The organism is Ottowia oryzae, assembly GCF_003008535.1.
Lineage (GTDB): Bacteria > Pseudomonadota > Gammaproteobacteria > Burkholderiales > Burkholderiaceae_C > Ottowia > Ottowia oryzae.
Genome location: NZ_CP027666.1, coordinates 3,527,928 through 3,547,542 on the forward strand (window position 1 = coordinate 3,527,928; position 19,615 = coordinate 3,547,542).

General features: G+C 68.4%; 18 protein-coding genes. 15 read left to right on the plus strand and 3 right to left on the minus strand.

Annotated elements, in window-relative coordinates:
* Positions 1-113 precede the first annotated feature (113 nt).
* The 3 genes from C6570_RS16145 to xseA all read right to left on the minus strand — a co-directional run bounded on the left by C6570_RS16145 (position 114) and on the right by xseA (position 4,741).
* Positions 114-2,348: an NADP-dependent isocitrate dehydrogenase gene (locus C6570_RS16145; protein ID WP_106704127.1), complete on the minus strand. Its 2,235-nt coding sequence runs from the start codon at positions 2,346-2,348 to the stop codon at positions 114-116.
* Positions 2,349-2,649: 301 nt separating this feature from the next.
* Positions 2,650-3,231, minus strand: a complete 582-nt coding sequence (locus tag C6570_RS16150; protein ID WP_106704128.1) for a superoxide dismutase — start codon at positions 3,229-3,231, stop codon at positions 2,650-2,652.
* A gap of 79 nt (positions 3,232-3,310) precedes the next feature.
* The gene (xseA, locus tag C6570_RS16155) at positions 3,311-4,741 is read right to left on the minus strand and encodes an exodeoxyribonuclease VII large subunit (RefSeq protein ID WP_106704129.1); all 1,431 of its coding nucleotides are present in this window, start codon (positions 4,739-4,741) and stop codon (positions 3,311-3,313) included.
* Positions 4,742-5,351: 610 nt separating this feature from the next.
* Here xseA and C6570_RS16170 point away from each other — a divergent pair.
* The 15 genes from C6570_RS16170 (at position 5,352) to C6570_RS16235 (ending at position 19,493) form a co-directional block, all read left to right on the plus strand.
* Positions 5,352-6,011 carry a MotA/TolQ/ExbB proton channel family protein gene (locus C6570_RS16170; protein WP_106704132.1) on the plus strand — a complete coding sequence of 220 codons (660 nt, stop codon included), beginning with the start codon at positions 5,352-5,354 and terminating at the stop codon, positions 6,009-6,011.
* Positions 6,008-6,418: an ExbD/TolR family protein gene (locus C6570_RS16175; RefSeq protein ID WP_106704133.1), complete on the plus strand. Its 411-nt coding sequence runs from the start codon at positions 6,008-6,010 to the stop codon at positions 6,416-6,418. Before C6570_RS16170 ends, C6570_RS16175 begins: the two co-directional genes overlap by 4 nt.
* Before the next feature lie 487 nt (positions 6,419-6,905).
* Positions 6,906-7,958: a tetraacyldisaccharide 4'-kinase gene (gene lpxK / locus C6570_RS16180; protein WP_106704134.1), complete on the plus strand. Its 1,053-nt coding sequence runs from the start codon at positions 6,906-6,908 to the stop codon at positions 7,956-7,958.
* 25 nt (positions 7,959-7,983) lie between these two features.
* Positions 7,984-8,424, plus strand: coding sequence for a hypothetical protein (locus C6570_RS16185; protein WP_106704135.1), 441 nt, complete (start codon positions 7,984-7,986; stop codon positions 8,422-8,424).
* Between the two features lie 303 nt (positions 8,425-8,727).
* Positions 8,728-9,060, plus strand: a complete 333-nt coding sequence (locus C6570_RS16190) for an SMR family transporter (protein WP_106704761.1) — start codon at positions 8,728-8,730, stop codon at positions 9,058-9,060.
* Between the two features lie 109 nt (positions 9,061-9,169).
* A complete protein-coding gene (locus tag C6570_RS16195; protein ID WP_106704136.1) occupies positions 9,170-9,379 on the plus strand; it encodes a Trm112 family protein in 210 nt (69 codons plus the stop codon).
* Between the two features lie 104 nt (positions 9,380-9,483).
* On the plus strand, positions 9,484-11,262 hold the full coding sequence (locus C6570_RS16200) for a carboxylesterase/lipase family protein (RefSeq protein WP_106704137.1): 1,779 nt from the start codon (positions 9,484-9,486) through the stop codon (positions 11,260-11,262).
* Between the two features lie 366 nt (positions 11,263-11,628).
* Positions 11,629-12,384, plus strand: coding sequence for a 3-deoxy-manno-octulosonate cytidylyltransferase (kdsB, locus tag C6570_RS16205; protein ID WP_106704138.1), 756 nt, complete (start codon positions 11,629-11,631; stop codon positions 12,382-12,384).
* 174 nt (positions 12,385-12,558) lie between these two features.
* A complete protein-coding gene (gene adk, locus C6570_RS16210) occupies positions 12,559-13,215 on the plus strand; it encodes an adenylate kinase (RefSeq protein ID WP_106704139.1) in 657 nt (218 codons plus the stop codon).
* A 304-nt stretch (positions 13,216-13,519) separates the two neighbouring features.
* Complete coding sequence (gene lexA, locus C6570_RS16215; RefSeq protein WP_106704140.1) at positions 13,520-14,188, plus strand: transcriptional repressor LexA; 669 nt, start codon at positions 13,520-13,522, stop codon at positions 14,186-14,188.
* A 172-nt stretch (positions 14,189-14,360) separates the two neighbouring features.
* Positions 14,361-14,852, plus strand: a complete 492-nt coding sequence (locus C6570_RS18030) for a hypothetical protein (RefSeq protein ID WP_123812283.1) — start codon at positions 14,361-14,363, stop codon at positions 14,850-14,852.
* A 548-nt stretch (positions 14,853-15,400) separates the two neighbouring features.
* Positions 15,401-16,408, plus strand: a complete 1,008-nt coding sequence (locus tag C6570_RS16220) for a D-2-hydroxyacid dehydrogenase family protein (RefSeq protein WP_106704141.1) — start codon at positions 15,401-15,403, stop codon at positions 16,406-16,408.
* A 107-nt stretch (positions 16,409-16,515) separates the two neighbouring features.
* Entirely contained in the window at positions 16,516-18,045 is a 1,530-nt protein-coding gene (locus tag C6570_RS16225) for a 3-hydroxyacyl-CoA dehydrogenase (RefSeq protein ID WP_106704142.1), read from the plus strand.
* A gap of 263 nt (positions 18,046-18,308) precedes the next feature.
* A complete protein-coding gene (locus tag C6570_RS16230) occupies positions 18,309-18,602 on the plus strand; it encodes a hypothetical protein (protein ID WP_106704143.1) in 294 nt (97 codons plus the stop codon).
* 111 nt (positions 18,603-18,713) lie between these two features.
* Entirely contained in the window at positions 18,714-19,493 is a 780-nt protein-coding gene (locus tag C6570_RS16235) for an oxepin-CoA hydrolase, alternative type (protein ID WP_106704762.1), read from the plus strand.
* The last annotated feature ends 122 nt before the right edge of the window (positions 19,494-19,615 follow it).

A 19,615-nucleotide genomic window follows, 5' to 3' on the forward strand; every position in this document is an offset into this window, starting at 1 on the left:
CACTACCGGCCAGCGCCAGAGCCGGATTCAACACATAAAAAAGCCACCCGAAGGTGGCTTTTTCTATGCTGGCCGCGCTGACCCTTGCGGGCCAGCGCCAGCCTTGGCGGGCATCAGCCCAGCTTGGCCAGCGCGGCATTCAGCGTGGCGCTGGGGCGCATCACCTGGTCCAGCTTGGCCACGTCGGGCAGGTAGTAGCCTCCGATGTCGGCGGGCTTGCCTTGCACCGCAGCCAGCTCTTCGACGATCTTGGCTTCGTTGTCGGCCAATTGCTTGGCCACGGGGGCGAACAGCTTGGCCAGCTCGGCGTCTTCCTTCTGCTCGGCCAGTGCCTGCGCCCAGTACAGGGCCAGGTAGTAGTGGCTGCCGCGGTTGTCCAGCTGGCCGGTCTTGGGGTTGGGGCCCTTGTTGTTGTCCAGCAGCTTGCCGGTGGCCGCGTCCAGGGTCTTGGCCAGCAGCTTGGCGCGCGCGTTGTCGTTTTTGATGCCCAGGTCTTCCAGCGACACGGCCAGCGCCAGGAACTCGCCCAGCGAATCCCAGCGCAGGTGGTTTTCTTCCACCAGCTGCTGCACGTGCTTGGGTGCCGAGCCGCCCGCGCCGGTTTCGTACATGCCGCCGCCGGCCATCAGCGGCACGATGGACAGCATCTTGGCGCTGGTGCCCAGCTCCATGATGGGGAACAGGTCGGTCAGGTAGTCGCGCAGGATGTTGCCGGTGGCGCTGATGGTGTCCAGCCCGCGGATCACGCGCTCGAGCGTGTAGCGCATGGCGCGCACCTGGCTCATGATCTGGATGTCCAGGCCGTTGGTGTCGTGCTCGTGCAGGTACATCTTCACCTTGGTGATGAGTTCCTTTTCGTGCGGGCGGTACTGGTCCAGCCAGAACACCACGGGCATGCCCGAGTTGCGCGCGCGCGTGACGGCCAGCTTGACCCAGTCGCGGATGGCGGCGTCCTTGACCTGGCACATGCGCCAGATGTCGCCCTGCTCCACGTTCTGGCTCAGCAGCACTTCACCGGTTTCCAGGTCGGTGATGTTGGCCACGCCGTCTTCCGGGATCTCGAAGGTCTTGTCGTGGCTGCCATATTCCTCGGCCTGCTGGGCCATCAGGCCCACGTTGGGCACGGTGCCCATGGTCTTGGGGTCGAACGCGCCGTGCCACTTGCAGAAGTTGATCATCTCCTGGTAGATGCGGGCGAAGGTCGATTCGGGCATCACGGCCTTCACGTCCTTCAGGCGGCCGTCGGCGCCGTACATCTTGCCGCTGTTGCGGATCATGGCGGGCATCGACGCATCGACGATCACGTCGTTGGGCGAATGGAAGTTGGTGATGCCCTTGGACGAATCCACCATGGCCAACTCAGGCCGGTATTCGTGGCAGGCGTGCAGGTCGCGCTTGATCTCGTCCTGCTGGCTTTCCGGCAGGGTGGCGATCTTGTTGTACAGATCGATCATGCCGTTGTTGACGTTCACGCCCAGCTCTTCAAACGTCTTGGCGTGCTTGGCGAACGCGTCCTTGTAGAAGATCTTCACGCAGTGGCCGAACACGATGGGGTGGCTCACCTTCATCATCGTGGCCTTCACGTGCAGCGAGAACATCACGCCGGTCTTGTGGGCGTCTTCGATCTCTTTTTCATAGAAGGCCAGCAGCGCCTTCTTGCTCATGAACATGCTGTCGATCACCTCGCGGTCTTTCAGCGAGACCTTGGGCTTGAGCACGATGGCCTTGCCGCTTTGGGTGATCAGCTCCATCTTCACGTCGCGCGCGCGGTCGAGCGTCATCGACTTTTCGCCGTGGTAGAAGTCGCCCGAATGCATGTGCGACACGTGGCTGCGCGAGGCCTGGCTCCACTCGCCCATGCTGTGCGGGTGCTTGCGCGCGTATTCCTTGACGGCGCGCGGCGCGCGGCGGTCGGAGTTGCCTTCGCGCAGCACCGGGTTCACGGCCGAGCCGATGCACTTGTTGTAGCGCGCGCGGATGTCCTTTTCCTTGTCGTCCTTCGGGTTCTCAGGAAAGTCGGGCACTTTGTAGCCCTTGTCCTGCAGCTCCTTGATGGCCGCCTTCAGCTGCGCCACCGACGCGCTGATGTTGGGCAGCTTGATGATGTTGGCTTCGGGCTTGAGCGTGAGCTTGCCCAGCTCGCTCAGGTTGTCGGTGACGCGCTGCGCGTCGGTCAGGTATTCGGGGAACTGGCCCAGGACGCGCCCGGCGACCGAGATGTCGCTGGTCTGCACATCGATACCGGCCACCTTGGCAAAGCTGCTGACGATGGGCAGCAGTGAGGCGGTGGCCAGGCGCGGCGCCTCGTCGGTCAGGGTGTAGATGATGGTGGACGGCTTGTCGCTCATGGAAAGGTCTCTCCGGTAATCGTTGTCGGCCCGCAAAAAAGCGACGCCCCGCGTCACGCGGCGTCGGCTGCCAAACCGTATTTTGACAAAACGCCACCTCTCATCGTGAAATGCCCCAGTGCGGCAGCGGGTGGGCTGCGCCAGATCAACGCCCCTACACCCTCCCTTCCGCCCGCCACCGCCGGGCCGCCGGTTCGCTGCAAACGGCGGCCTAAACCGCGCGCCCAACCAAAAAGCCACCCGAAGGTGGCCTTTTGGCGGCATAAGCGCGGCGTGGCCCGCAGGCCTTGCCGCTGGCGCTTCAACCGAAGTTCTTGGCGGCGAAATCCCAGTTCACCAGCTTGTCGAAGAAGGTTTCGGCAAACTTGGGGCGCAGGTTGCGGTAGTCGATGTAATAGGCGTGTTCCCACACGTCCAGCGTCAGCACGGGCGTGTCGCCGGTCGTCAGCGGGGTGCCGGCGGCGCCCATGTTGACGATGTCCACGCTGCCGTCGGCTTTTTTCACCAGCCAGGTCCAGCCGGAGCCGAAGTTGCCCACGGCGCTGGTGACGAAGGCCTTTTTGAAGTCGGCGTAGCTGCCCCACTTCTTGTTGATGGCGTCGGCCAGGGCACCGGTGGGCTCGCCGCCGCCGTTGGGCTTCATGCAGCTCCAGAAGAAGGTGTGGTTCCAGATCTGGGCGGCCTGGTTGTAGATGCCGCCGCTGGCTTTCTTGATGACGTCTTCGAGTTCCATGTTTTCGAACTCGGTGCCTTTTTGCAGCTCATTGAGCTTGTCCACGTAGGCCTTGTGGTGCTTGTCGTGGTGGTATTCCAGCGTTTCCTTGCTGCAGGCGGGCGCCAGCGCGTCGTGGGCATAAGGCAAGGGGGGAAGCGTGCGTTCCATCGCGGTTGTCCTTCTATCGTGGGTTGTGGGAAAGGTCACCGCCATCGTAGGGCGGTTGAACGAGGGCCATTGTAGGAAGTCAGCGCGACGCGGGCCCGTTCACGGTGAGATCAACCTTGCCATCGGCGAGGGTGGCGCGAATCGGCTGGCCGGGCGCGGTCTGCGCCGCGTGGGTGATGGCGTGGCCGGCCTCGTCTTCCAGCCAGGCGTAGCCGCGCTCCAGCACGCGCTGCGGGTCCAGCGCGGCCAGGCGCAGGGCGGCGCGCTCCAGCCGCTCGTGGGCGCTGGTTTGCTGGCGGGCGACGGCGGCGCCCAGGCGATCGGCCAGGCGCGCCAGCTGCACGGCGTCGGCCGCCAGGCGCGGGGCCAGCTGGCGCGGCAAGCGGTCCTGCCACTGGGCCAGGCGGGCGCGCTCACGCTCGAGCCGCAGCGCCAGGGCGTGGCGCAGGCGCTGGGCCTGCCGGTCCAGCCGCAGGCGTTCGCCCGCCACCGCCTCGGACGGGCGCGACAGGCGGCTGGCCAGCCAGTCGATGCGCTGGTTTTCGCCATCCAGCCGGCGGCGCAGGGCGCGCGCCAGCCGCTCGGCCTGGGCCTGCAGATCGCCCAGATGCTGCGCGCGCGGGGCGCTGACCAGCTCGGCCGCCGCGGTGGGCGTGGGCGCGCGCAGGTCGGCCACGAAGTCGGCGATGGTGAAGTCCGTCTCGTGCCCCACGCCGCTGACCAGCGGCACCGGGCTGGCGGCGATGGTGCGGGCCAGGCGCTCGTCGTTGAAGGCCCACAGGTCTTCGATGGAGCCGCCGCCGCGCACCAGCAGGATCACGTCGATGGGCGGCGCGCCATCACTTGGGTTGGCGGCCTCGGCATCAAGAGCCAAATCACCCTCTGGCGCACGTCCATCCTGCGCCAGCAGATACAGTTTTGATAGCGCCCGGCGCAACTCTTCCGGCGCGCCCGCCCCCTGCACCGCCGCAGGCGCCACGACCACCGGGATGTGCGGCACCCGCCGGGCCAGCGCTGTCAGCACGTCGTGCAGCGCGGCGGCGCCCAGCGACGTGACCACGCCGATGGCGCGCGGCAGCGGCGGCAGCGGGCGCTTGCGTTCGGCGTGGAACAGGCCCTCGGCCTCCAGCTGGCTTTTAAGCCGCAGGAACTGCTCGAACAGGGCGCCCTGCCCGGCACGCTGCATGGATTCGACCACCAGCTGCAGATCGCCCCGCGGCTCGTACACGGCCACGCGCCCGCGCACCTCTACCTGATCGCCCTCGCGTGGGCTGAAATTCAGCAACCCCGCCGCGCGGCGGAACATCGCGCAGCGCAGCTGCCCGCTGTCGTCCTTGAGCGAAAAGTAACAATGCCCGCTGGCCGCGCGGGTGAAGCCCGAAACCTCGCCACGCACCGCGACAGGGTTGAAGCGCGCCTCCAGCGCATCTGCAATGGCGCGGGTCAGCGCGCCAACTGGCCAGATACGCGGCGCCGGCACTGGGCGCGGGGGCAGAAAGTCAGGTTCCATGCGCTTTCCCGGCGGTTTTCGGGCCCCAGGCCGCGCCACTACTCCACAGCGCGGCCGGTGCGGTGCGCCAGCACCCCCAAAGCCCCCGGAAACGACGCAATACGGTGTAAGCCATTGATTTGATTATCTATTTTTCTGCCAAAGTCTTCATCAACCTGTCAGAAACCGCGCCAATGCTGGCTTTGCGGCACCCACACACCGGCTTTTGCACAAAGTTATCCACAGAAATGGTGCATGACTTCGGCCTTGGCCCGCGCTTTCGCCCCCATTGGCTGGCGGCGCCCGCATGCCCCCGCTGACCCGCCACGATGCGCGCCCGTTGACCGCCAACCCGCACCGGCGCTTGCTTGGCAGGGGCGTGATCGTAGCGCCGCCCGCCGCGCCCGCCCACCTGGGGCCATTGCAGGCGAAAGCCATGCACCGGGCGCCGCTGCAGCGGCAGATGTGCACACCCGCGCCCGATGAAGCCACCTGCGGCACGGCCCGGCGCCAGAGCCCGGCGCCGGCTGGGCCATAATCGCCCGCGAATTCCAACATTGGCGCGTGGCCTGGCGGCACTGTCCCCGACATTCAGCCTGACTTGCGGCGCGCGCCGTCGGAGAAACATCCCTTGATTTCGATCATCCAAGCCGCAGGCTGGCCGATTTGGCCGCTGATTCTGTGTTCCATCCTGGCGCTGGCCTTCATCATCGAGCGCTTCATCAAGCTCAAGGCCAGCCGCGTCGTCACGCCGGGCCTGCTGGACGAAGCCATCGCCATGTCGCGCGACAGCATCCCCGGCCCCGACACCGTCAACCAGCTGGCCGCGCATTCGGCCCTGGGCGAAGTGCTGGCCTCTGGCTGGCGCGCCATCAACGGCAACCCCCGGTGCAAGCCCGAGGACGTGCGCGCCGCCATGGAAGCGGCCGGCCGCAAGGTCGCGCATGAACTGGAGCGCTTTCTGCCCGCGCTGGCTACCGTCGCCTCGGCCGCGCCGCTGCTCGGCCTGCTGGGCACCGTGATCGGCATGATCGAGATCTTCGGCGCGCAGGCGCCCACCGGCTCGCTGTCGGGCGGCAACCCCGCGCAGCTGGCGCATGGCATCTCGGTCGCGCTGTACAACACCGCCTTCGGCTTGATCGTTGCCATCCCGGCGCTGATCTTCTGGCGCTACTTCCGCGCCCGTGTCGACGGCTACGTGCTCGAGCTGGAACTGGCCGCCGAGCAGTTCGCCCGCCACCTGGAGCCCCTGTGCCCCGGCTCCGAGCAGGCCAAGGGAGCCAAGCGGTGAAGTTCCGCCCCCACCCGCCCGAGGAACCGGAGATCAACCTGATCCCGTTCATCGACGTGCTGCTGGTGATCCTGATCTTTTTGATGCTGACCACCACGTACAGCAAGTTCACCGAGCTGCAGATCACCCTGCCCACCGCCAACGCCGACGCCTCGCGCGACCGGCCCAAGGAAATCGTGGTGGCCGTGTCGGCCGACGGGCGCTACGCCGTCAACAAGCAGCCCCTGGAAGTGCGCGACGTGGACGCCGTGGCCGCCGCCCTGCGGGGCGTGGCCGCCAAGGACAGCGTGCTGATCATCAGCGCCGACGCCACGGCCCCCGTGCAGGCAGTGGTCACCGTGATGGACGCGGCGCGCCGCGAAGGGCTGACGCAGATTACGTTTGCGGCGCAGTCGGGGACGAAGTAAACGGTTACCGCACCGATTCTTCGAGGCCAATTGGCCGCTAGCGCCCTGTACTGTTGGGCGAGATGCTAGTTTTTTGATAGTGAATCGGGTTCGGCGATTGGCGGGCGCTCGCGGCGCCCGTTGCCGGTTGGGCCGCTGGCGGGCAGTCTGTTCGATTCACAGCCGACCGCCTCTCTAGCACGGACGACATCGCCATCACTTCCGAGACGCGCGAAGGGGTTCGCTTACGCGAACTGGGTTGCCAGGTGCACCGCTACAACCACGCTAGTCGGCGAATGCCCTGACAGCGATTCATCCATCTGGACGCTCGCGACACGCGCTGCCGCCTTGAGCGGCGAGCCCAGCCAAAGTCGAAGCCGCCCGTGATCGCTGGCGTCAGTTAGGTTCCGGCGCGCTTGGCGAACGGCGCCCATGGCCTGCCGCCATGGCACACTGCCCGCGCGAGCGCGCGGTGTCTCGCCCACGGCGCGCGCCGTCTCATCCACCCATGACTTCCGCCTCCTCTCTGGACCATCGCCTTCGCACCGCCTGGCAAAGCCGCGGCCCGCTGGCGTGGGCGCTGTGGCCGCTGTCGCTGATCTTCGGCGCCGTTGCAGTTTGGGACAGGCGCCGCCAGCGCCGCCGCGCGCAGCGCCTGCGGGTGCCCGTGATGGTGATTGGCAACGTGGTGGCCGGCGGAGCGGGCAAGACGCCGACCACGCTGGCCGTGGTGCGCCACCTGCAGGCGCGTGGCTGGCGGCCGGGGATCGTGTCGCGCGGCTACAGGCGGGCGGCGGGCGAAGGCGCCCCAGATGCACCGCTGGAAGTCACCCCCACGTCCGACCCGCGCACGGTGGGCGATGAGCCCCTTCTGCTGCGCCAGCGCGCGGGCGTGCCGGTCTTCGTCGCCGCGCAGCGCGCCGACGCGGGGCGCGCCCTGCTGGCGGCGCACCCGGGCGTCGACATTCTGGTGTGCGACGACGGCCTGCAGCACCTGAAGCTGGCGCGCGATGTAGAGATCGCCGTGTTCGACCGCCGCGGCATCGGCAACGGCTGGCACCTGCCTGCCGGGCCGTTGCGCGAGCCTTGGCCGCGCCCCGTCGATTGGGTGCTGCGCACCGAGCCAGGCCCGCCGCTGGCCCTGCCGCCCGGCGCGCAGGCCTTTGAAGCCACCCGCGCGCTGGCGCCCGACGCCGTGCGCGCCGACGGCAGCACGGTGCCGCTGGCCACGCTGGGTGGCGCCGACACGCGGCTGGTGGCGGTGGCGGGCATTGCGCGGCCCGAGGCGTTTTTCGACATGCTGCGCGCCGTGAGCCTGACGCTGCACGACACCGTGGCACTGCCCGATCACTACGATTTCGATAGCTGGCGGCGCCCGCCAGACCAGCGCGAAACCCTGGTTTGCACCGAAAAAGATGCGGTGAAACTCTGGCGCCTGCGCCCCGACGCGCTGGCGGTGCCGCTGGTGCTGGGCGTGCCCGCCGCCTTCTTCAACGCGCTGGACGCGCAGCTGGCGGCCATGGGGTTTCAAGCCCGCAGCGTGGCCGGGGCCACAGCATGAATCGCCCACCCACCGCGCCGGCGCCGTGACGGCCCAGCCATCGGCCCCCGCCCCGCGCACGCTGTGGCACGTCGTCTACGGCGGGCCGCAGCATGGCGTGATGCTGCGCAAGCTGGAGCGGGCGGGCGGCTTCAAGGCGATCGAGCCACTGGTCGAGCGGCTGATGTGGCAAGGCCGCGCCGAGGCGAATGTGCGCTTTTTCGTCGCGCACGCGGATGCATCCACTCCAGATACACCCTCGCCGGACGCGCTGGAGATGGCCGTGCTCAAGCTGGCCTGGCGGCTGGCGCCCACGTGGCGGGTGACGCGGACACCGGGCGGCTTGTCGGGCGAGTGGCGGGCTGAGCCGGATGCGGCGCCGCCGCCCACGCTGCCCGGCGGCTGCTGGCAGATTCGGTGGGACTGCCTGGCTTCGCAGGCGTACCAGCCCACGGCGCTGCTGGGCGGTCAGGCGAACGGGTGGTGAGCGGGGCGGCGGCCAAGGCGGCTGGGGCCTGAACTGCCCGCTGCCGGGGGCGTGCATAGGGCGTAGGGCGGCGCGCCGGCCCGGCGCCCTATCGGCACCGCCGCACCACCGATTCGCTCTGCTTTTAATAGCTGCCAGCGCTGGTGCAGCGTGCGCCAGAGGCTGTTTTTATTCAAATCCCGGCGTACCGCCATCGGCGGGGCTGCAAACCCCTGCCGCCAACCTGCATCGGCGGGCGCCGCAGGCCTTGGCCGCTATCATGGCCGCACGCTGGCCTGGCCCTGGCCGATGGCGTTCGCAACCATGTCCCCTTACCTGTACCTGCTGATCGCCATCGTGGCCGAAGTGATCGCCACCAGCGCGCTGAAGGCCAGCGACGGCTTCACGCGGCTGGCGCCTTCGCTGGTCACGGTGGCGGGCTACGGCGTGTCTTTCTGGCTGCTGGCGCTCACGCTGCGCGCCATTCCGGTGGGCGTGGTGTACGCCACTTGGTCGGGGCTGGGCATCGTGCTGATCGCGTCGGTGGGCTGGATAGTCTTTGGCGAAAAGCTGGACGCCTGGGCGCTGCTGGGCATGGCGCTGATCGTGGCCGGCGTGCTGGTCATGAACCTGCTGTCGAAAACGGCGGCGCACTGACTGCGCGTGCCAGCGCCCCTCACCGCCGGCCCGCCTCACCGCTTCACCGCCTGTAGCGACAATGCAGGCTGCAACCCACCACACCACCACACCACCACCACGTATTGCCATGGACCCGAAACTGCTGGAACTGCTGGTTTGCCCCGTCACCAAGGGGCCCCTGGATTTTGACCGCGAGCGGCAAGAGCTGATCTCACGCTCGGCCCGACTGGCCTACCCCGTGCGCGACGGCATCCCGATCATGCTGGAAGTAGAGGCGCGCACGCTGAGCGACGCGGAGCTGGAAGCGCTGCCGCCCCGCACACCCCTGGTGGGCTGAAACCCCGCCGCGCCGCATGGCAATGGCAAACCCCGATGGCCGGCTTGCGCCGCTGCCGCTTACGATGGCTTGCGCCTCGATAACGACAGCGACGGAGACAAGCCATGACGTTTCTCAGCCGCGTGCGCCAGGGCACGCTCATTGCGCTGGCCGCCGCCAGCGTGACCCTCAGCGCCTGTGGAGGCAGTGACGACGTGAACCCCGAAAACCGCAGCACCCGCTATGGCGACGTGCAGGGCGTGGACGACAGCGCCCGCTCTGGCACCTATTTCTGGAAGGGCGTGCCGTTTGCGCAGCCGCCCGTGGGCGCCCTGCGCTGGAAGGCCCCGCGCCCGCCCCTGGCCTGGTCCGGCACGCTGGACGCCACGCGCTTTGGCGCCGGGTGCATCCAGAACCCGCGCCTTTACAGCCCGGGCAACAACAACACGTTTGACGCCACCGTGGGCGACAACCTGGCCAGCGGCCACACGCCGGGCAGCGAAGACTGCCTGACGCTGAACATCTGGCGCCCCGCCAGTGGCGAAAAAAAACTGCCCGTCATCGTCTACATCTACGGCGGCAGCAACGTCACCGGCTACTCGGGCGACCCGGTGTACGACGGCGCGGCGCTGGCCAAGAAGGCCAACGCGGTCGTCGTCAGCGCCAACTACCGCCTGGGGCAGCTGGGCTTTTTCCGCCACCCCGCGCTGCGCGACACGGCCGTAGACCCCACGCTGACGCCCGAAGACCAATCGGGCAACTACGCCTTGCTGGACATCGCACAAGCGCTGCGCTTCGTGCAAGACAATATCGGCGAATTCGGCGGCGACGCCAAGAACGTGACGCTGACGGGCCAATCCGCCGGCGCCATCAACATCCTGGCGGTGGCCACCGCGCCCGGCCAGCGCACGGCGGGGCTGTTCCACAAGCTGGCGCCGTTGTCGGGCGGCATCTCGGTGGCCACCAGCCCCGGCTTTCCGCAGCCCGCCAACAACCTGGCGGGCAACAACGGTTACATCCCCGCGCTGAACACGGTGGCCACGTACGAGGCGCTGTCCAACGTGCTGCTGCTCAAGCTGCTGATCGACGACGGCACCGCCGCCGACGCCGCAGCCGCCACCGCCTGGGTGCAAGGGCACAGCCACGCCGACATCGCCGCCTACCTGCGCGCCAAACCCGCCAGCACGCTTTTGACGGTAGGCCTGCGCACCATGGGGGCGCTGCCCAACAGCACCGCCAGCGGGCCGATTCCCGAAGGCACGGTGGTCGCCACCGACCCGATTGCCGCCATCCTGGCGGGTGACTACGTCAAGACGCCGCTGCTGGCGGGCATGACCAACGCCGAGGGCAAGCTGCTGACGTCGTTCTTGCCGCTGGTGGGGCGGCCGGCGGGCATCAGGCTGAACGATGCGCAGCTGTTCTCGGTGCTGTTCGACCCGGCCAAGGTGAAGGCGGCCACCTTTGGCGACATCATCAACCCGGCCTACCCCGACGGCGCCGCGTACGACCCGGCCATCGCCGAGCTGGACGCCAAGTTCTTCGGCGCCCTGCGCGACAACATGCTCAACGCCTTCATCACGCAAACGCCCGGCCAGGTGTGGGCCTACCGCTTTGACTGGAAGCAGGAAGCCGCCCCCTGGAACGACGTGTACGGCGCCGCGCACGCGTTCGACGTGCCCTTCATCCTGGGCAACTTCGGCCCGTCGCTGTATGCGAACGTGATCGTGACCGACGCCAACCAAGGCGGGCGCGAGGCACTGTCGGGCGCGATGATGGGCGCACTGGCCGCGTTCGCCCGCAGCGGCGACCCCAACGACGCGGCGCTGGGCACCGCCTGGCCCAACTGGCCGCGCGTGCTGCTGTTCGACGCCTCGGCCACGGCCAAGCGCATCTCCGTGCAATAGCGCCGCGGCGCGCGCTGGCGGGGGCAACAGCGGAAGGGCGACGGCGGACGAGCCGCCGCCCTTTTTCATGCACAGGGGGCGATTCAGGTTTCCAATGAAATCAGCCCCTGGCGACCTACGCACCAGCGCTGGCAGCTACAAAATAGATAGTATCTTAGGGTTCGATGCTGCGCTGGCGCGCGCTGACCTTGATGACCGACTGGCCGGCTGCCTTGTTCGCTGATGGGCCTATTCGCCCGGTAGCAGGCGCTTCGGCCCGCTGGCTCGCGGGTCGGTGAGCCTGGCCCGCAGCCGCGCCACAATGCTCGCTTCGTTCGCCCGCTTGCCTGGGCCCCTCGCGCGCCCAGCGCCTAACCCTCTCGTTCCATGAGCTTCACCGTCCTCATCCCCGCGCGCCTGGCCTCGACGCGCCTGCCCAACAAGCCGCTGGCCGACATCGCCGGCAAGCCGATGGTGGTGCGCGTGGCCGAGCGCGCCGAGCAATCGGGCGCCGCGCAGGTGCTGGTGGCCACCGACGCGCCAGAGATCGCCGCCGCCTGCGCCAACCACGGCGTGCGCGCCCTGCTCACCCGCGCCGACCACCCCAGCGGCAGCGACCGCCTGGCCGAAGCCTGCGAGCAGCTCGGCCTGACGGGCGACGACATCGTGGTCAACGTGCAGGGCGACGAGCCGCTGATCGACCCGGCGCTGATCGACGCGGTGGCCGGTTTGCTGTCAAAACGCTCGCCAGCGCAGATGGGTACTGCGGCGCAAGCTATCGAAAGCATAGAAGAATTCACCAACCCCAACGTGGTGAAAGTGATCACCGACGCGCAGGGCCTGGCGCTCACCTTCAGCCGCGCGCCCCTGCCCTGGTGGCGCGACGGCTTTGCCGGCGGCATCACGCAGCTGCCCACCGCGCCCGCCCCGCTGCGCCACATCGGCCTGTACAGCTACCGCGCGGCCTTCCTGCGGGCGTTTCCGCGCATGGCGCCCGCGCCGCTGGAGCAGTGCGAGGCGCTGGAGCAGCTGCGCGCGCTGTGGCACGGGCACCGCATTGCCGTGCACATCGCCAGCGCCGCGCCCGGCCCCGGCGTGGACACGCCCGAGGATCTGGAGCGCGTTCGCCGCCTGTGGGCGTAAGGCGCAACGCACCCCTGGCGCGTCAGGCAATTGAGGGCTTGCGCGTGATATTCTTGATTGGAAACCGCCGAGTGCGGCGTGCAGGCGCGGGCACGCTGGTCCGGCGCCAGATGGTTTGACCCGCGTGCTGACAGCGACTGCCCCCGCACCGGCCCCACATACCCGAGGAGAGAGATGAAATTGATACTTCTGGGCGCCCCCGGCGCCGGCAAAGGCACGCAAGCGGCCTTCATCACGCAAAAGTACGGTATTCCCCAGATTTCCACCGGCGACATGCTGCGCGCCGCCGTGAAAGCGGGCACCCCGCTGGGCTTGCAAGCCAAGGGCGTCATGGAATCGGGCGGCCTGGTCAGCGACGAGCTGATCATCAATCTGGTCAAAGAGCGCATCGCCCAACCCGACTGCGCCAACGGCTTTCTGTTTGACGGCTTTCCGCGCACCCTTCCGCAGGCCGAAGCGATGAAGCAGGCCGGCGTGAAGCTGGACTACGTGCTGGAAATCGACGTACCCTTCGACGCCATCATCGAACGCATGAGCGGCCGCCGCAGCCACCCGGCCAGCGGCCGCACCTACCACGTCAAGTTCAACCCGCCCAAAGCCGAAGGCAAGGACGACCTGACCGGCGAGCCGCTGGTGCAGCGCGATGACGACAAGGAAGAAACCGTGCGCAAGCGCCTTCAGGTCTACAACGACCAGACCCGCCCGCTGGTCAGCTACTACAGCGAATGGGCCGGCAAAGAGCCGTCCGCCGCGCCCAAGTACCGCAAGATCAGCGGCACCGGCAGCGTCGAGGAAATCACCGCGCGCGCACTGCAGGCGCTGGCCAACTGAGGCCAGCCACCGGGCCGCTTGGGCTGCCCGGCGCGAGGCGTACCGGCGGACGGCGCGCCTCTTGCATCGCCAACACAAAAGGGCATGGGCTGCACAAGCCGATGCCCTTTTTGTTTTTCGTCACGGTGCAGCGGGTGGTCACCCAAACCGGGGGCAGACGCACCTGCGCGCTGACGGATGCGTGGGTCGGGATGCGGTGGATTGGCCACCCGCTTGCAATCGCCAAGGAACTGGTTAAAAATACAGGCACTGGATATCAACACAGTGGGGCGCAACCCCCAACCGCGTCCGACGGAGGCCTTCCATGACCGACAGTCCCAAGCTCACCGCCCGCCAGCAACAGATTCTGGAGCTGGTGCAGCACGCCATCGCGCGCACGGGCGCTCCGCCTACGCGGGCCGAAATCGCCGCGCAGCTCGGCTTCAAATCCGCCAACGCGGCTGAAGAGCATTTGCAGGCGCTGGCGCGCAAGGGCGTGATCGAGCTGGTCAGCGGCACCTCGCGCGGCATTCGGCTCAAGGGCTCGGGCCGCCCCGGCTCCGCCCGCTCGGATGCCTTCAGCCTGACGCTGCCCGGCATGGCGCAACTGGCGCTGCCCTTGGTGGGCCGCGTGGCGGCGGGCTCGCCCATCCTGGCGCAAGAGCACGTCGACCAGACCTACCACATAGAACCCAGCCTGTTCGTGCACCGGCCCGACTACCTGCTGCGCGTGCGCGGCATGTCCATGCGCGACGCGGGCATCATGGATGGCGACCTGCTGGCCGTGCAGTCCACGCGCGAGGCCCGCAATGGCCAGATCGTGGTGGCGCGCCTGGGCGATGACGTCACCGTCAAGCGCTTTCACCGCCAGAAGAACCAGATCGAGCTGCACGCCGAAAACCCTGACTACCCCACCATCGTGGTGCAGCCCGGCGAACCGTTCGAGATCGAAGGCCTGGCCGTTGGCCTGATCCGCAACAGCATGCTGCTGTAGCGCGACCCCACTCGCGCCGCTGCAGGTGGCGGGCGTGCAGGCAAGACCACCGTGCCCTCAGGGCGCCTGGTTTCTTGCCCACACCCTACGGCGGCGCGAAAGGGATGGCTTCACCGCCTTCCCGAACATCAATCTCGCCTATGTCCAACCTACATTGCCTGAAAGGTTTTACATGGGTACCCAAGCGATTTCCGACGCGGCGCTGAACGCTGCCGCCCCCCGCGCCGCAGCCAGCATCGTTGCCTCCAACGTCATTTATCTGGCGGATATGCCCGCTGGCGGCTCCATCCCGGCTTACCGCCGCGCCCGGTGGCGCGTGGCGGCCCCGGTCGACACCGGTTCGTCGTCCACAGCAGCAGGCTCGTCCGCTGCCCCGACTGCTCTAGCGCCTGCTTCGTGGGTGGCTGCAGCCCAACGCCGAGCCGCACAGCGTGTGGGCGGCGCCCCAAAGCCCCCTGCACCTGCCGAGACGCCTGCCCGCCCGCTACTTGCGACGGATGCCCCGGTGCGCAGCGTCGCGGCCGTAGGTAGGGCGGTGAGTGCGCCCAACCCCAGCCGTCCCGGCAGCCTGCGCCTGACGGGACGGCTGGTGGATGTCTGCGCCGAGCTGGAGCGCCTGGCCCGCGCCGAGGCGGTGGCCGACGCGATGGCGCTGCGCGCCTGATCGGCCCACGGCGGGCGACAGCGCAGGACTGTCAACCAACAGCGGAGCGGCTCACACCCTGATCGGCCCATAACCAGCGCCTGACACGGATGCGCCTCAGGCCGCATGTTCGGTCTGCTGAGTGTTTGGCGCCGCAGCCCGCAACATTGCGCGAGGTGAACTCAGCCGTAGGCCGATGCGCATCAGCATCCAAAGCGGTCGGGGTCTCTGTGGCGTACGCATCGTCCAGCGTGCGGCTAAGGGTTATTGCAGAGCATCGGGTGCATCGAGCGCGGCGCCTTGACGCCGCACCAACGCGCCTCGCCACTGCGCTGCGCACCGGCCCAACCCTGCACAGGCCGCGCGAAGACGCAAAGCGCCAGGTGCGGCCAGCGCAGCGCAGAGCGGCGCAGCCAGCCAGCCAGCCAGCCAGCCAGCCACAGCGGATCACGTTCCCGCGCACCGCGAGCAGCGCAGCCCCACTTCGATTTCGCCGCTCACCCTGCAGGCGCCACGGCCCTGGCGCGCCCGATCCCATGGCCGCTGCGCGGCGGCGGCACAATGGCGGGATGAATATCGTGATCCTCGACGACTATCAGGACGCCGTGCGCAAGCTGGCCGTGGCGACCAAGCTCGAGCCCCATTCCGCCAAGGTCTATACCAACACCGTGAAGGGCCTGGGCCAGTTGTCGGTGCGGCTGCGCGATGCCGAGGTGATCGTGCTGATTCGCGAGCGCACCCATATCACCCGCCAGCTGATTGAAAAGCTGCCGCGCCTGCGCATGATTTCGCAGACCGGGCGCGTGGGCAGCCACGTGGACGTGGCGGCGTGCACCGAGCGCGGCATCGCCGTGGCCGAAGGCGTGGGCTCGCCCGTGGCGCCGGCGGAGTTGACCTGGGCGCTGATCATGGCGGCGGCGCGCCGCCTGCCGCAGTACATCGGCAACCTCAAGCACGGCGCGTGGCAGCAGTCGGGGCTGAAATCCGCCTCTATGCCCGCCAATTTCGGGTTGGGCACGGCGCTGCGCGGGCGCGTGCTGGGCATTTGGGGCTACGGCCGGGTGGGGCAGCTGGTGGCGGGCTACGGCCGCGCCTTTGGCATGCAGGTGATGGTGTGGGGGTCGCCCGAATCCATGGCGCGCGCGCGCCATGACGGCTACGCCACCGCGCCCACGCGCGAGGAGTTCTTCGCGCTGTCGGACGTGCTGTCGCTGCATCTGCGGCTGAGCGACGCCACGCACCACATGATCCGGCTCGCCGACCTGGGCCGCATGAAGCCGACGGCGCTGCTGGTCAACACCTCGCGCGCCGAACTGATCGAGCCTGACGCGCTGGTCAGCGCCCTGAACCGCGGGCGCCCCGGCATGGCCGCGGTGGACGTGTTCGAGAGCGAGCCCATCCTGCAAGGCCACGCGCTGCTGCGCCTGGAAAACTGCATCTGCACGCCGCACATCGGCTACGTGGAGCTGGACAGCTATGAGCTGTACTTCGGCGCGGCGTTCGACAACGTGCTCAGCTACCTGCGCGGCACGCCGACGAACATCGTCAACCCCGGCGCGCTGCAGGTCAGGCGCTAAGCATCTTTTAGGCCGCTGGCGCAGTCTCAGCCTGCGCTGGCAGCTACTTATCTGATAGCAACCAGCGTTGATGAACTGGCGCGCCATGCTGCCCCATAATTCAGCGCATGAGCACTTCAGCCCCCCTCTTCACCACCGTCGGCATCGTCGGCACCGGCGCCATGGGCCGCGGCATCGCCCAGATTGCGGCGCAGGCCGGCAGCACCGTCGTTCTTTTTGACACCCAGGCCGCCGCCGTCGAAAAAGCGCGCGAAGCGCTGGGCGCGCAGTGGAACAAGCTGGTTGAAAAAGGCCGCCTGACGCCCGAGCAGGCCACCGCGCAGAAAGAGCGCCTGAAGGCCGCCGCCACGCTGGCCGACCTGGCCGGGTGCGACCTGGTGGTCGAAGCAGTGGTCGAGCGGCTGGACGTCAAGAAGAGCCTGTTCGCCGAGTTGGAAGACATCGTGGCGCCCACCGCCGTGCTGGCCACCAACACCTCGTCGCTGTCGGTGACGGCCATTGCGGCGGGGCTGAAGCGCCCGCAGCAGTTTGCCGGCTACCACTTCTTCAACCCGGTGCCGCTGATGAAGGTGGTGGAAGTGATCGCCGGGCTGAAAACCTCGCCCGACGTGTGCCGCCAGCTGGCCGACTACGCGCGCCAGATGGGCCACACCCCGGTGCAGGCGGGCGACACGCCTGGCTTCATCGTTAACCACGCCGGGCGCGGCTACGGCACCGAGGCGCTGCGCATCGTCAGCGAAGGCGTGACCGATTTCGCCACGATCGACCGCATCCTGAAAGACCAGGTGGGCTTCAAGCTGGGCCCGTTCGAGCTGATGGATTTGACCGCGCTGGACGTGTCGCACCCGGTGATGGAATCCATCTACCGCCAGTACTACGAAGAGCCGCGCTTTCGCCCCAGCGTGATCACCGCGCAGCGCCTGGCGGGCGGCGTGCTGGGCAAGAAGGTGGGCGACGGCTTTTACAGCTACGTCGACGGCGCCGCGCAGATCGCGCCCGAGCCTCCCGTGCCCGTGGTGGCCGAAATGCCGCCGGTGTGGGTGTCGACCCGCGCCGCGCGCCGGGCTGAGCTGTACCAGCTGCTCAAAGACCTGGGCGCGAAGATCGAGACGGGCCAATCGCCCTCGCCCCAGGCGCTGACGCTGGTAGCGCCGCTGGGCTTTGACGTGACCACCGTCGCCGTGGTGGAGCGGCTGGACCCGGCGCGCACCGTGGGCATCGACATGCTGATCGACGACAGCGCCACCAAGCGCCGCGTGCTGGCCACCAACCCGGCCACGCGCGCCGACATGCGCGACGCCGCGCACGCGCTGTTCGCGCGCGATGGCAAGCCCGTCAGCGTGATCCGCGATTCGGGCGGCTTTGTCACCCAGCGCGTGGTGGCCACCATCATCAACATCGCGGCGGACATGTGCCAGCAGCGCGTGTGCACGCCCAAAGACCTGGAAACCGCCGTCACCCTGGGCCTGGGCTACCCGCTGGGGCCCTTGGCCATGGGCGACAAGTTCGGCCCCACCAACGTGTTGGAAGTGCTGTTCAACCTGCAAACCGTCTACGGCGACCCGCGCTACCGCCCCAGCCCCTGGCTGCGCCGCCGCGGCGCCATCGGGCTGAGCCTGATGCACGAGGAAGAGTAAGCAACACCCCCTGAGCCGCTGACGCGGCTTCCCCTCTGCTGCGCGAGGGGGACAACGCCGATGCCCGGCGCGGGTCCGGGCATGGCGTTCGTTGATGGGGCGTGCGCTTGGCGGGCGTTTGAGACAGTGCCAGCGTCTTCGGCAGCCACCGACTGTGGCGTAGCGCCCGGGCGTTGGACTTGTGGTCAAATCGGCCTCAAGCGCTTGCTGACAGCGCGCCAGCAGCTACTCAAGTGATAGCAAATGTCGCCAAGGAGACTTCGATGAGCATCACACCCAAAGACGGTGACTTCGCCAAAGCACTGGATGACTTGGCCAAGGCCAAGCCGGGGCCCACGGCCGACTCGGCCACGACGCCGCAGCCGCTGATCGCCGACGAAGGCGCCCTGCTGCAGGCCGAGATCGACCGCGCGCTGCTGCCCGGCACCGGCCGCACGCCCGAAGAGCTGCAGCAGATCGCCGAGCTGGACGAGCTGCCCCCGCTCAGCGACGAAGAACTGGCCCGCCAGGCCGAGGCCGCGCCCGGCGCTGACGGCGACCCTTCCACGCCCGAATAAGCGGCCCCCACCGCTGCCCAACGCCCCCCAGAATCCGGCGCCGCGCCGCAGCAGCCCGCGCCGCCACGCCCGCCCTGCCCCGATGTTTGCAACCCTGAAGGAATGCGCCGCATGACCGCCGAACTGCGCAGCGTGGTGGATGGCCGCACCATGGTGCTGACCATCCACAATCCCGAACACCGCAACGCCCTGGGCCCCGAGATGTACGCCGCGGGCGTCGAGGCGCTGAACGTGGCCGAATCCAACCCCGAGGTGCGCTGCGTCGTCATCCGCGGCGAAGGCGAATCCTTTTGCGCCGGCGGCAACCTGCAGCGGCTGCAGGCCAACCGGCAAAAGCCGCCCGAAGTGCAGGCGCAAAGCATCGAGAACCTGCACAACTGGATCGAGGCCATCCGCGCCTTTCCCAAGCCCGTCATCGCCGCCGTGGAAGGCCCGGCCGCGGGCGCCGGGTTTTCGCTGGCGCTGGCGTGCGACCTGATCGTGGCCGCACGCAACGCGGTGTTCGTCATGGCCTACAGCAGCGTGGCCCTGTCGCCCGACGGCGGTGGCAGCTGGAGCCTGGCGCGCGCCCTGCCCCGCCAGCTGGTGACCGAGCTGCTGATGGCGGGCGAGCGCCTGGGCGCCCAGCGCCTGCACGAGTTGGGCGTGGTCAACCGCCTGTGCGACGCTGGCCAGGCGCTCACCACCGCGCTGGCCTGGTCCGAACACCTGGCCGACCGCGCACCCAACGTGCTGACCAGCATCAAGGAACTGGTGGGCGAGGCGGGCCAGCAAAGCCTGCACGAACATTTGGCGATGGAGCGCGATCACTTCGTGCGCAACCTGCACCACGCCAATGGCGGCATCGGCATTGCGGCCTTTCTGGCCAAAGAAAAGCCGCGCTACGAATAAAAGAGCAGCTGGCGCAAGCTGCACGGGCGCCAGCGGCCAGTTTGATCTGTACCCACGGTGGTACGGCGCGCGTTGAGCCGCGCCCGCACTGCACCCGCACTGCACCCGCGCTGCAGCCGCAC